The 12433-nt window shown below is 58.4% G+C and carries 10 protein-coding genes; 7 read left to right on the top strand and 3 right to left on the bottom strand.

Translation table 11 applies throughout. The features are described from left to right. Nucleotides 1-58 precede the first annotated feature (58 nt). Nucleotides 59-1417, bottom strand: a complete 1359-nt coding sequence (locus tag SIC19_RS09310; RefSeq protein WP_036202046.1) for an alanine/glycine:cation symporter family protein — start codon at nucleotides 1415-1417, stop codon at nucleotides 59-61. A gap of 243 nt (nucleotides 1418-1660) precedes the next feature. Between SIC19_RS09310 and SIC19_RS09305 the strand changes: the two genes are divergently transcribed. From SIC19_RS09305 to fghA, 3 genes are all read left to right on the top strand, one after another. Beyond that, nucleotides 1661-2632, top strand: coding sequence for an alpha/beta fold hydrolase (locus SIC19_RS09305; protein ID WP_083637254.1), 972 nt, complete (start codon nucleotides 1661-1663; stop codon nucleotides 2630-2632). Between the two features lie 118 nt (nucleotides 2633-2750). Then, a complete protein-coding gene (locus SIC19_RS09300; RefSeq protein WP_036202051.1) occupies nucleotides 2751-3170 on the top strand; it encodes a CBS domain-containing protein in 420 nt (139 codons plus the stop codon). A 36-nt stretch (nucleotides 3171-3206) separates the two neighbouring features. Further along, nucleotides 3207-4052: an S-formylglutathione hydrolase gene (gene fghA, locus SIC19_RS09295; RefSeq protein WP_036202054.1), complete on the top strand. Its 846-nt coding sequence runs from the start codon at nucleotides 3207-3209 to the stop codon at nucleotides 4050-4052. Nucleotides 4053-4070: 18 nt separating this feature from the next. On the opposite strand, the gene SIC19_RS09290 is transcribed toward fghA, so the two are convergent. After that, on the bottom strand, nucleotides 4071-5192 hold the full coding sequence (locus tag SIC19_RS09290) for an HD-GYP domain-containing protein (RefSeq protein WP_075196299.1): 1122 nt from the start codon (nucleotides 5190-5192) through the stop codon (nucleotides 4071-4073). A gap of 240 nt (nucleotides 5193-5432) precedes the next feature. Between SIC19_RS09290 and SIC19_RS09285 the strand changes: the two genes are divergently transcribed. Further along, complete coding sequence (locus tag SIC19_RS09285; RefSeq protein ID WP_036202060.1) at nucleotides 5433-6428, top strand: GGDEF domain-containing protein; 996 nt, start codon at nucleotides 5433-5435, stop codon at nucleotides 6426-6428. 14 nt (nucleotides 6429-6442) lie between these two features. On the opposite strand, the gene SIC19_RS09280 is transcribed toward SIC19_RS09285, so the two are convergent. Further along, complete coding sequence (locus SIC19_RS09280) at nucleotides 6443-7831, bottom strand: MATE family efflux transporter (RefSeq protein WP_036205529.1); 1389 nt, start codon at nucleotides 7829-7831, stop codon at nucleotides 6443-6445. 165 nt (nucleotides 7832-7996) lie between these two features. Here SIC19_RS09280 and SIC19_RS09275 point away from each other — a divergent pair, with 165 nt between their 5' ends. The 3 genes from SIC19_RS09275 (at nucleotide 7997) to SIC19_RS09265 (ending at nucleotide 12133) form a co-directional block, all read left to right on the top strand. Next, nucleotides 7997-8863 carry an EamA family transporter gene (locus SIC19_RS09275; RefSeq protein WP_041335698.1) on the top strand — a complete coding sequence of 289 codons (867 nt, stop codon included), beginning with the start codon at nucleotides 7997-7999 and terminating at the stop codon, nucleotides 8861-8863. A gap of 156 nt (nucleotides 8864-9019) precedes the next feature. Continuing rightward, complete coding sequence (locus SIC19_RS09270) at nucleotides 9020-10597, top strand: PAS domain-containing methyl-accepting chemotaxis protein (protein WP_036202065.1); 1578 nt, start codon at nucleotides 9020-9022, stop codon at nucleotides 10595-10597. 153 nt (nucleotides 10598-10750) lie between these two features. Further along, nucleotides 10751-12133 carry a sodium-dependent transporter gene (locus SIC19_RS09265; protein WP_036202075.1) on the top strand — a complete coding sequence of 461 codons (1383 nt, stop codon included), beginning with the start codon at nucleotides 10751-10753 and terminating at the stop codon, nucleotides 12131-12133. The last annotated feature ends 300 nt before the right edge of the window (nucleotides 12134-12433 follow it).

The raw sequence follows: 12433 nt of genomic DNA, 5'->3' as shown, positions 1-12433 counted from the left end.
AGGCGGATGGGAGAAAACCAAGGGGTCTTGATTTGCCTCATCCGACTCCACTTACGTATCAGCTAACGCCGACTGACCGCTCTTTCTCGAAATGCTCACGGGTGAGCTTGAACACCACCGGGCTCAGTAGCAGCAAGGCCACGAGGTTTGGCAGCGCCATCATGGCGTTGAGCGTGTCGGCGATCAGCCAGATCAGGCCAAGGTTGATGGTGGCACCGACCGGTATCGCCAGTATCCAGATCACGCGGTACGGCACGATGGCTTTGACGCCGAACAGGAACTCAATGCAGCGTTCGCCGTAAAACGACCAACCGATAATCGTGGTAAAGGCAAAAATCGCCAGGGAGATGGCGACAACGTAATTGCCAAACCCGGGCAGTCCGGTTTCAAAGGCCAGTGAGGTCAGTGCCGCACCGGTCTCACCTGACGTCCAGGCGCCAGAGCTGATGATGACAAGGCCGGTGATGCTGCACACGATGATCGTGTCGATGAACGTGCCCAGCATGGCGACCATGCCCTGGTTGATCGGGTTCTTGGTCTGGGCTGCCGCGTGGGCGATAGGGGCGGAACCGAGACCTGCCTCATTGGAGAAAATGCCGCGGGCCACACCAAAGCGGACAGCGGCCCAGACGGCGGCGCCGGCAAAGCCACCTTCGGCGGCAACCGGACTGAACGCGTGTGTAAATACCATGGCGATGGCGTTCGGAATCTGCTCGGCGTTAATGGCCAGTACCATCAGGCCAACCAGGATATAGGCGATGGCCATAAAGGGCACCAACGTGCTCGCCACCTGCCCGATGCGTTTGATGCCACCGATCAGCACAAGGCCTACCAGTACCATCAACACAAGGCCGGTCACCCAGTGCGGCAGGTTGAAGTTGGTTTCCAGAACATCGGCCACCGAGTTGGCCTGCACGGTGTTGCCAATGCCAAACGCGGCCACAGCGGCGAAGATGGCAAACAGCACGCCCAGCCAGGCCCATTTTTTACCCAGGCCGTTGCGAATGTAGTACATCGGGCCACCCGTGTAGGCGCCGCGTTCGTCCACTTCCCGGAAGCGTACCGCCAGTACCGCCTCGGAATATTTGGTCGCCATACCCACGAGGGCGGTCAGCCACATCCAGAACAGCGCTCCGGGGCCGCCCAGGAATACCGCGGTGGCAACGCCAGCAATATTACCGGTGCCAACGGTAGCCGACAGCGCGGTCATCAGGGCCTGGAATGGAGGAATCTCGCCCTCTGATTCGGCCCCGGTACGGCCTTTCCACATCAGTTGGAAACCGGCTCGCAGTTTCAATACCGGCATCAGCTTCAGGCCAATGCTCAGAAACAGGCCGACACCAAGAATCATCACCAGCATGGGCGGGCCCCAGACCAGTGCGTTAATGCTGCTAATAAACGACTCAAAGGCTTCCATGGGAATCTCCCTGTGTTTGTGCCTTGGTATTGAGGAGCTTCCGCGACACCGGCGATATGGATCTGAGTAGTACAGATCTGAGCTCGGCGGAAGCGTATAACTCATTGAGTTTATATACTTATTTCCATCTGTAAATATTCGCTGCAAAGAATTCGCTGTTCTGACGCGACGTGGGTCTGCAAAGCTATTGGATTCGTAGCCTCTCGGGTTAAGCTGTGGACTGGTTATCTCAGGAGTCCCTCAATGCCGGAAACCCTAAGCCACTCTGATTGGAGTTCTGCCGATACGTCGGTCAACGCCATGCCCGAGACCCTTCACGTCCAGGCAGGCGAGCTGTCGTTCTGTGTAGAAACCCGGGGAGATCCCGCCGGGGAGCCAGTGATCTTCGTGATGGGATTGGGGGCGCAGATGACGCTCTGGCCGGAGGCGTTGCTGGACCAGTATGTTCGTGAAGGCTTCCGGGTAATCCGGTTTGATAATCGCGACATCGGGCTGTCATCGCACCTGAAGGATCGCCTGGAGGGTCATCCGGTTGCGGTCATGGCAAGGCACCGGATGGGCCTGCCGATCGCCGCGCCCTATACCCTGCATGACATGGCGGACGATGTCTGTAAGGTGATGGACGCCTTCAGCCTGACCTGCGCTCACCTGGTGGGTGTTTCCATGGGCGGCATGATCAGCCAGTTGGTGGCTGCGAATCGCCCCGAACGCGTGCGCTCGGCAACCCTTATCATGACCTCCACCAACAGCCCGCGCCTGCCGATGCCAAAATCAAAGCTGATCTGGCGCCTGGCAGGTATTGGCGCGAAGGGGCATGATGAAGCCGCAGTTGTCGCACGCTCCCTGGACTTCTGGAAGGCGATTCAGAGTCCGGGCTACCCACCTCGCGAACAGGAAGTGAGGGACCGGATCGTACGGGAGTTCCGGCGCAGCTATCATCCCGCCGGCATTCTCCGCCAGACCCGTGCCATCCTTGCCACTGGCAGCCTGTCATCAGCCACACGGCGCATACGGGTGCCGGTATCCGTGATTCATGGCAAGGCCGACCCGCTGGTGCGGCCGGTGGCTGCGGAGCAGTTGGGATACCTGATGCCTCATGCCCGCGTTGAGATGATTGACGGAATGGGGCACGATCTTCCGGAACCTCTGTTGTCGCGGTTTGCCCAGATCGGCTTTGAAACCATGGCGCAACAGCCGAGGCAGGGCAACGGCTGACGGCCGGTGCCCGCAGAAAGAGATGGCCGGTTGCGGGTTTATACTTCCAGTTTTCGCCCCCATTGCCTATGTTTAAAGAGGGACGAATCCAGAATATGACTGGTCAGGGAGTCTGCCAATGCAATCGCTAAAAGTATCCGATGTCATGTGGAACCACATCGAGCCCATTCGTCGTGGAACGCCCTTAACCAAAGTGGTCAAAACACTGCTTCACAACCACGTCACTGGGCTGCCGGTCGTGGATGACCACCGCAAGGTGATCGGGTTTGTTTCCGAACAGGACTGCATCCACGCCCTGCTGGTGAGCAACTACCACCACGAAGGCGACCCGATCGTGGACGACGTTATGTTTCGCAATCCGGTCACCATATCCCCGGAAATGTCTGTTGTGGATCTGGCCCAGAACCTGGGCGCAGGCAAGCCCAAGGTCTACCCGGTGGTTGACCATGATCGTTTGATCGGTATTGTGACCCGCACTGCCATCCTGGCAGAGTTTGCAAAGGCCGGTTATGGCATAGAAGTACCGAAATACGCGTAGTCAGAAGACTGTGAATTTTCCGACTGAGAGGTTCCCATGCAACTGCTCTCCACCAACGTCTGTTTTGGCGGCGAACACCGGCGCTACCAGCACCACTCGGCAGCCCTGGACTGCGATATGGAGTTTGCGGTGTACCTTCCTCCTGTTGCCGTGGGCAGCAACCCTCAAAAAGTGCCGGTTCTTTACTGGCTGTCGGGACTGACCTGTACCGACCAGAATTTCATGCAGAAGGCCGGGGCCCAGAAAAAAGCGGCGCAGTTGGGCATCGCCATTGTGTGCCCTGACACCAGCCCCCGTGGTCTGGACCTGCCCGGTGAACATGACAGTTACGATTTCGGTAGTGGTGCCGGTTTTTACCTGAACGCCACACGCCAACCCTGGGCCCCTCACTATCGAATGTACGATTATGTGGTGAAGGAATTGCCGCAACTGGTGGAAGGCCACTTGCCGGTGACAGAGGATCGCAGTATCAGTGGTCATTCCATGGGTGGTCACGGGGCACTGATCGCGGCGCTGAAGAATCCCGGGCAGTACAGATCCGTGTCTGCTTTTGCGCCGATTGCCAACCCCAGCGAGTGCCCCTGGGGTCAAAAAGCCTTCAGCGGTTATCTGGGGGACGACCCGAAAACCTGGGAAGAGTGGGATGCGACGCTGTTGATTCCCGGCGCCAGCGAACGCTTACCGCTGCTGGTGGACCAGGGTACAGCGGATGACTTCCTTGAAAGTCAGCTCAATCCCGAGGCGCTGGTCGAGGCATGTGAGAAGGTGCATCACCACATCAATCTGAGAATGCACCGGGGTTATGATCACAGCTACTTCTTCATCGCCTCGTTCATCGATGACCATCTGGAGCATCACGCCCAGGCGTTGGGCTTGAGATAATACAGAGCGCGTAGAGCGTTAGTGGAAACCCCAGAGTAGCCCGAAGTCCATGGAGGGCATCACTTCGGGCTGTTCAACGTCGATAATATTGAAATCCGGCTGGCTGCAATCCCGCTCAAAGGTGCCGCTGTAACGATTGCCCCTGGGACCAATGATGGCTTTGGCAAACGGGCCACGGTGACGGTGCGGGCGCCGGACAATCACCGCCACTTCGTTGTTGGCGAGCCTCACCAGAGTTCCTGGCGGATGATCGGTCAGAATGGCCAGCAGAGCCCGCGGAATGGCAGGGCGTAGTTTGCCGTCGGCCAGCGAAGCGATCAGTTTGCGGGCCTCGGTTATGTTCATTCGTTCGCGATAAGCCCGCTTCGTTATCATTGCCACATAGCGTTCCGCCAGCGCCAGGATTTCCGCCTCACCCCGTATGTCGGTACCACTCAACCCATGGGGATAGCCCGAACCGTCCGCCTGTTCGTGGTGCTGCGCAATGATTTTGAGTAGCAGTGGGCTGGTGATGTCGGCCTCTTTGAGTGCCTGAACGCTGCGTTCGGGGTGTTTGCGTATCACCGCGCGCTGCTCGTCGGTCAATACCCGGTTGGAAGCATTGAGTTTGTCGGCCACCGGCACCAGAGCCAGGTTTGCCATTAGCGCAGCACTGATCAGTACGGCGATCCGCTTGTCATCGAGGCCGAACCGGCGTGCAGTAAACTGACAGAGAACGGCATAGAACAGTATCTGTTCATGGATGGTGGGCTCGATCGAGTACAGGTGCACCAGTGCCAGGCTGGCCTCCGGGGATTCCTGGCACATCTGGTCAATCATTCGTGACAGGCCAAGTACCCGTTGGCGGGCACTGTCATCCTGGTTAGTAATGGCGTTTAGCGAGGATTCCAGGGTTTGCAGTAATACGGGATAATCCGCAAACGGGTTGCGGAGACGGATATCTTCCTGAATATCCTCGTCGGGGCGCTCAATCACCCGGGGCTGGAACAGGCCACGCTCGAACAACTGCTCCAGCTGAATGTCATTCTGTATGACGTAGCCCTGTCTCAGCAGAACATTGCCATCGGCGTCATAGACCGTCCAGGGCAAGGGCTTTCCAATGGTCAATGCGCCGGGTGCGATACGAAGAAGGTTCTGCACTCAATGGCTTCCTGGTGCTTATTATAATAATGCTTAAGTTTACCCCTTAAGCCGATACCAACTCCAGTTGTTGAACGGTCGGGAATGGGACGTTTGCGGTGATATGGGAATCTGCGTCCTTTGATTTAACAAAGTATTTCATTTGTGCGTTTGTTAAATTTCGTTGCGTTCAGCTTCCGTAATCGGATCTTGCGCTATGATAGTTTGCTAATAAGACCTTGGTAGGAATGTACTGTCACTATGCTCTATCGTCTGAAAACAGATTTCAGGCTGTCCATCATCACGTTGTTGGCCATCAGTGCCATTCTGGGGATAACCCCCTTTGCGGTGATGCGGTTTGTCCAGGGCAACGTGCTGGCCGGGGTGGTCGATCTGGGTATTATGCTGGCGATCACCGCCGGAATGATTTACGCCTGGATAACAGGCGATACCGCTCGCAGTGGTTTTGCAATGGCCCTGGTGGCCTGCGGCGGGGCGGTGACAGTCGGAGCGTTGGTCGGAGAGCCTGGGCTGTTCTGGTTATATCCGTGCCTGGTGACAAGCTTCTTCCTGACGGAACCCCGCTACGCAATTTTTATCAATCTGGCCGCCGTTGTTGCCTTGATGGTGCATGGCGTGGCCTTCAGTTCTCTTGTCCAGATGTGGACCTTCGCCGCCACGGCTATGGTCGTCAGCTGCTGCGCCTATGTGTTTGCCCATCGCAACGAGAACCAGCGGGAGCGCTTGGAACACCTGGCCACAATCGACCCCCTGACGGGCGTCAAAAACCGCCGCTCCATGGATCAGGAGCTGGCAATGGCCGTTGCCAGCGCTTCCAGAAACGGCATCTCCTACGCCCTGGTGTTGCTGGATATCGACTACTTCAAGAAGATCAACGACGAGTATGGGCACAACGTAGGGGATGACGTGCTGGTGGAAATGGTGGCGTTGATCGAACAGAACATCCGCAAGTCCGATCAACTGTTCCGCTTTGGCGGTGAAGAGTTTGTATTGCTGATGCCCGGGGTGGATTCAACCGGGTTGAAGGCGGTCATGCACAACCTGCAGCACATCATGCACAAGTTCCTGCGTCACCCCGGGGGGCAGGTTACCGCCTCCTTTGGCGTTGCCCTGCTCCAGGCTGGCGAAAAACCTGATGATTGGCTGGCGCGGGCGGATGAAGCACTTTATGAAGCAAAGGACACCGGGCGCGACCGTATTGTCTACGCGGACGACATGGTCGCCAGCCCTGCGTGATCGCCCCGGCAAGACTACTCTGGTTTTGGCGAGTACAGAAATAATCGCAGCCCCAACAGGATACTGGCGGACGCCAGCCCACAGGTAAGCCCCACCCAAAAACCAGCGGCCCCCATGGCAGGCAGCAACCAGTCGGTAAAGGTCAGCACCCACCCCAGCGGCAATCCAACGCCCCAGAACGAAAACAGCATGATGAGCATGGGAATGCTGGTGTCTTTGTAGCCCCGCAAGGCGCTGATGCAGGTCACCTGAATCACATCGGCAATCTGGAAGAAGGCCGCATACACCAGCAGTGTCACCGTCACGGCCTGAACGTCCTGCTCACCGGTGTAGAGCGCTGCAATTCCTTCTGCGAACACAAACAGCAGCACGGCAAATACCAGCGCCACCGCTGACGCCAGAATCAGCGAACTGCGGGCGATGAGCCGGGCAGTATCCGGCGCCTTGGCACCCACCAGGAAACTCACCCGCAGGGTCAGCGCCATTCCGATACTCAGCGGCAGCATGAACACCAGCGATACCACGTTCAGCGCGATCTGGTGCCCCGCCACAATCACTGGCCCCAGCGGTGCCAGGAACAGGGCTATGACCGAGAACATGCTGGCTTCCACAAAGATGGTAAAACCAATGGGGATGCCCAGGCGCAGGATATAGCGGATGCCCGCTGCGTCCGGTTTGGCCCAGTCTGCCAGCAGGTGAAAACGGCGATACACCGCACTGCGGTTCAGGTAGATCAGCAACGCCAGGGCCGCAACGCCGTTGGAGATGGAGGTGGCCCACCCACAGCCGATGCCGCCCATGGCCGGGAGGCCGAGTTTGCCGTAAATGAAGATGTAGTTCAGGGGCAGGTTGATCAGGGTTCCCAGCACCGAGAAGGCCATAATCACCCGGGTATGGCCCAGCCCGTCCGTCAGCCCTCGCAGTGCCATGATCATCAACATCGCAGGAATGCCCCAGGCGAAGGCGTCCAGGTAGCCCTGGGTGATGCGGGCGGTGTTGGTTTCCAGATTCAGGGCATCCAGCACCGGGTGCACGTTGGTCAGCAGCAGGATCATGATCACCGTGCCGCCGGCTGCGATATAAAGCCCCTGCCAGGTCGCGGGCATGATTTTCTCGGTGGTGCGCGCCCCGTTATAACCGGAAATGATCGGCTGCAGGGCCCCCAGGAGGCCCATGAAAAAGAGGAACACCGGCATCCACAGACTACTGCCAATGCCCACGGCCGCCAGGTCTTCGGCACTGGCGTGGCCTGCCATCACGGTATCAATGACCCCGTTGGCCATCTGCGCCACCTGGGCAATCAGGATCGGTCCGCCCAGGACGGCCAGCGTGCGCCACTCGGTCAGTGTGCGCTGGACCAGAGGCTGGCGGACTTCTGGTAATGGCTGGTGGGTTTCGTCCATGGAATCGTGAGCCCGGGCCGGAGAGATAAATTGGAAACTGTCAGGTGCGCTGGATGGTACCCCATTCTCCACTCCGGATGTCATAGGGTGTTTCCGTGGCACTGTGTACAACCCAGTGCAGTAGCGGGTAAAGTGCCGCCTTCCAATGTTTCAGGTGCGGGTAATATGGGTCTTCTGATTTTCGTAACAGTCCTGTGGGCGTTTTCGTTCAGCCTGATTGGCGAATTTCTGGCCGGGCGTGTGGACAGCGATTTCGCGGTGTTGACCCGTGTGGTGCTTGCCGCCCTGGTGTTTCTGCCGCTGACCCGCTGGCGTGGGGTTCCCGGAGGCTTGAAGCTGGGTGTACTGGTCACCGGTATGCTGCAGTTCGGTGTGACCTATTTGTGCCTGTACCGCTCGTTCAGCTACCTGACCGTGCCGGAAGTTCTGCTGTTTACCATTTTCACGCCACTGTACGTTACCCTGATCGATGACGCCCTGTACCGGCGCTTTTCGCCGATTGCATTGGTTGCCGCAGCCGTGGCAACGCTGGGTGCAGGGATTATCCGTTACGACGGCCTGAGCCAGGGCTTTATCACTGGCTTCCTGCTGTTGCAGGTGGCCAATTTCACCTTTGCGGCGGGCCAGGTCGGCTATAAGCACACCATGATGCGCTTCCCGACGGAACTGCCGGCCTACCGTACGTTTGGTTATTTCTTTTTCGGGGCACTGATCATTGCCCTGCCATCCTTCCTGATCTTTGGCGATGCCAGTCGTCTGCCCACGACCTCGTTGCAGTGGGGCATCCTCGCCTGGTTGGGCCTGGCAGCGTCCGGTATCGGGCTGTTCCTGTGGAACCGGGGGGCATGCCATGTGGATGCCGGCACTCTGGCAATCATGAACAACATGTTGGTGCCCGCCGGGTTGCTGGTCAATCTGGTGATCTGGAACCGGGATGCCGACCTGTTGCGACTGGCCATAGGAGGCGGTGTTATCGCCCTGTCGCTGTGGTTGAATGCGCGCTTTCATCCGCGGGCAAGGCTGGCGGTGTAACGGTACTCCCCGTTGTCTGTAAACGGTCGTCCCGGTTCACTCTGACATCCTCTGGATATCGGATATTTCACAATGTTTGCTGACGGCGTCTACGCTTAGAGTTGCCATAATTGCCAAACCAAATGTGGAATGGCCATGTCAGGGAGACAGCCTGTAATGCGAAAAAACCTTCCGGTTACCCAGCGTGAAGTCCGAATGGCCGAAAGCGGTCGACTGATTACCACCACCGATTCAAGAGGCGTCATTACGTACTGCAATGACGAGTTCGTCGACATTAGCGGTTTCTCTCGAGAGGAGTTGGTCGGCCAGCCCCACAACGTAATCCGTCATCCGGATATGCCGTCGGCTGTATTTCAGGGAATGTGGGAGTACCTCAAGGCCGGAAAACCCTGGATGGGGGTGGTCAAGAACCGCACCAAGAGCGGTGACCACTATTGGGTGAGCGCTTACGTGACCCCGATTCTTGAAAACGGAAAAATGATTGGCTTCGAGTCGGTACGAGTCTCGCCAACCCGTGAGCAAGTGGCGCGGGCTGAAAAACTCTATCCGAAGCTGTCTGCCGGCAAGGCGGTCGTCAGTGTCCAAAGTCGGATTGCATCTGTCTTGCGGTCAGGATGGCCCTTTGCCCTGTCGTTGGTCCTGAGCCTGGTGGCGTTGACCATGCTGGGCAATTCCGGGATGGCCATCGGCGTGATCGTGGTAGCTCATGTGTTGGCAGCGGGGCTGACCCTCAGGTCCATAACCGCCCGCCTGCAGAGCCTGCTTGACCTGCGCCCTGACGCCTTCCGTGATGCCGTTGTGGCACGGACCTACAGTGATGAAAGCGGCCTGTTCTCGCAGATGGCCATGCTGATCATGAGCGAGAAAGCGAGGATTCGTACCGCCCTGGCCCGTATTGATGACCAGGCGGAGCTACTGTATGAGCATGCCAGGGCGAGCCACCGTTACATCAGCGAGGGCGCCGAGTCGATTGCCAAACAGCGGGCCGAGACCGACCAGACCGCATCGGCCGTTAACGAAATGACGGTGTCGATCCAGGAAGTGACTGAAACCGTGAATGGCAACGCCAAAGTGGCGGAAGAAGCCAACCGGATGGCGGCCACCGGCAGCAAGCGCAGCGGTGAGGCCCTGACGGCCATCGAACAGCTGGTCACCCGGGTGAACGGCATTGGCACGGCCATCCAGAAACTGGGTGCCTCAACAGAAAGCATTGGTGAGGCCGCCAGCCTGATCTCAGACATTGCTGAACAAACCAATTTGCTGGCACTGAATGCGGCCATCGAAGCCGCCCGTGCTGGCGAGCAGGGTCGAGGGTTCGCCGTGGTGGCGGACGAGGTCCGGTCGTTGGCCCGCCGCACCCGGGATTCCACAGTACGTATACAGCAGGTCATTGACGACTTCCGTAGCCAGGTGGAACAAGCCGTTCAGGCCACCCGTGAAGGGGAGCAGGATGCAGGCAAGGGCCTGGAGAAGGTGCGGGAGGCAGAAACGTCCTTGCAGGAAATCGTGTCTTCGATCCATGATATTTCCGACAGCTTCATCAGCATGTCGGCGGCCTTTGAGGAGCAGAGCCAGGTATCCGAGGAGATCAACCATCAGGTGGTCAATATTGCCGAACTGGCCGATCACAGTACCCAGCAGGCGGATTCCGCCAAGGACAGCAGTAACAGTCTGAGCCAGATGTCCCGCGGGCTGAAAGATCTGGTCTCCCGGTTCGTGAGTAAAAACGGCTAGTTATCGGCCGGCCCCGGAGATGTTTACGTCCCGGTGCCGGCCCTGGCTGGCATCCTGCGCATACTGCTGGCAAAATCCCGCCCCATCTGCTGAAGCAGGCCTTCGGCATACCTCTTCTAATCGATTCATCAGCCAAAAGCACAGGATGAAACAATGACTGGTTCCAAATCTACCCCGGCCCATCGTGGGCTATGGTCCTCCCGGATGGCCTTTATCCTGGCCGCGACCGGTTCGGCCGTCGGGCTGGGCAATATCTGGAAATTTCCCTATGTCACCGGCGAAAATGGTGGTGGCGCTTTCGTACTGGTATACCTGCTGTGTATCGCCATCGTCGGTATCCCCATCATGATGGCGGAGGTTTATATCGGCCGTAGTGGCCGACATAATCCGATCACCAGTTTCCGCCTGGTGGCCGAGCGCAACCTGGCGTCACCGGTATGGCGGATCTCTGCCATTGTGGGTGTGCTGGCAGCGTTCATTATCCTGTCGTTCTATTCTGTCATCGGGGGCTGGGCGGCGTCCTACGTTGGCCACGCGGCCATGGGCGATTTTACCGGCCAGAGCGCGGACGCCATCGGTGAGCTGTTCGGCGGCCTGCTGGCCAGCCCGGTTACACTGTTGATCTGGCACACCATCTTTATGGCATTGGTGATTTTCGTGGTGGCCCGTGGCCTCAAATCCGGCCTGGAGCGAGCCGTCACCATCCTGATGCCCGCCCTGTTCGTGTTGCTGCTGGTTGCGGTGGGCTATGCCACTACCACCGGCCACTTCGGTGCTGCTGTCGCCTTCCTGTTTACCCCTGATTTTGGCGCCCTGACCATGGATGGCGTACTGGTAGCGTTGGGCCATGCGTTTTTCACCCTGAGCCTGGGTATGGCCATCATGATGGCCTACGGTTCCTATCTGGGAGACGATGTGTCGGTCGGGCGGACTGCAGTGACCGTGTCCATCATGGATACCGTGGTGGCGCTGATGGCCGGCCTGGCGATTTTCCCGGTGGTCTTTGCCAATGGCCTGGAAGCCGGTGCGGGCCCCGGCCTGATTTTCCAGACCCTGCCATTGGCCTTCGGCCAGATGCCGATGGGCAGCATATTTGGTGCCCTGTTCTTTGTGCTGCTGTTGTTCGCGGCCTGGACCTCCGCTATTTCACTGCTGGAGCCAGTGGTTGAATGGCTGGAAGACAAACTGATCGTTGGCCGTGTGGGAAGCACGGTGGTGGTGGGGGTTGCCTGCTGGCTGCTGGGTATTGCGTCCATCCTGTCCCTGAACGAGTGGTCTGGTTTCGCGCCCCTGGGCATGTTCGAGCGTTTCGAGGGCAACACCATCTTCGATCTGCTCGACTTCTTTACCGCCAACGTGATGCTGCCGCTGTCCGGCCTGCTGACGGCCCTGTTTGTCGGCTGGTGCGTGGCGAAAGAGTCGTTGCAGAGCAATTTGGCCCTTTCCGGAGGCAGCTTTGCGCTCTGGTACAACCTGGTTCGCTTCGTAACACCGGTGGCGGTTGCGATCGTGTTTGTCTACAACCTGATGTCGTAAAGGCCGTCAGGGGATTGAAAGAAACCCGGCCCACGCGGCCGGGTTTTTTTGTTGTGCGCCAGGCATGGCGCGTAGCGCCTTGACGGGCGCTGTTCCGGTTCAGGTGGTGCTGGCCGGATGACTTGGGGGTGCAAGTCCCCTGTGGACCCGGCAAGGGGAACCACTAGCCGGACGGCAAGGGTGTCCATCGTGAGATGGAATCTGAAGGAAGCCGCAGGCAAAGCACTGGCCTGACGAACAGAAATCGCATATGAGGCGGTCACACCGGGTAAGGCGTCAACTATCGTCAAAGCCCTGTAC

Origin of the sequence: Marinobacter sp. MIT930201 (genome assembly GCF_047122665.1) — a bacterium.
GTDB lineage: Bacteria > Pseudomonadota > Gammaproteobacteria > Pseudomonadales > Oleiphilaceae > Marinobacter > Marinobacter salarius.
Note: the sequence above shows the minus strand (reverse complement) of the source record. Positions and strands in the feature narration are given on the sequence as shown.

Bases quoted from the DNA above. Each gene is read 5' to 3' on its own strand.
- SIC19_RS09270 (WP_036202065.1), top strand. From the start codon at position 9,020: ATGCGAAAAAACCTTCCGGTTACCCAGCGTGAAGTCCGAATGGCCGAA.
- SIC19_RS09280 (WP_036205529.1), bottom strand. From the start codon at position 7,831: ATGGACGAAACCCACCAGCCATTACCAGAAGTCCGCCAGCCTCTGGTC.
- SIC19_RS09265 (WP_036202075.1), top strand. From the start codon at position 10,751: ATGACTGGTTCCAAATCTACCCCGGCCCATCGTGGGCTATGGTCCTCC.
- SIC19_RS09305 (WP_083637254.1), top strand. From the start codon at position 1,661: ATGCCGGAAACCCTAAGCCACTCTGATTGGAGTTCTGCCGATACGTCG.
- SIC19_RS09275 (WP_041335698.1), top strand. From the start codon at position 7,997: ATGGGTCTTCTGATTTTCGTAACAGTCCTGTGGGCGTTTTCGTTCAGC.
- SIC19_RS09310 (WP_036202046.1), bottom strand. From the start codon at position 1,417: ATGGAAGCCTTTGAGTCGTTTATTAGCAGCATTAACGCACTGGTCTGG.
- SIC19_RS09285 (WP_036202060.1), top strand. From the start codon at position 5,433: ATGCTCTATCGTCTGAAAACAGATTTCAGGCTGTCCATCATCACGTTG.
- SIC19_RS09300 (WP_036202051.1), top strand. From the start codon at position 2,751: ATGCAATCGCTAAAAGTATCCGATGTCATGTGGAACCACATCGAGCCC.
- fghA (WP_036202054.1), top strand. From the start codon at position 3,207: ATGCAACTGCTCTCCACCAACGTCTGTTTTGGCGGCGAACACCGGCGC.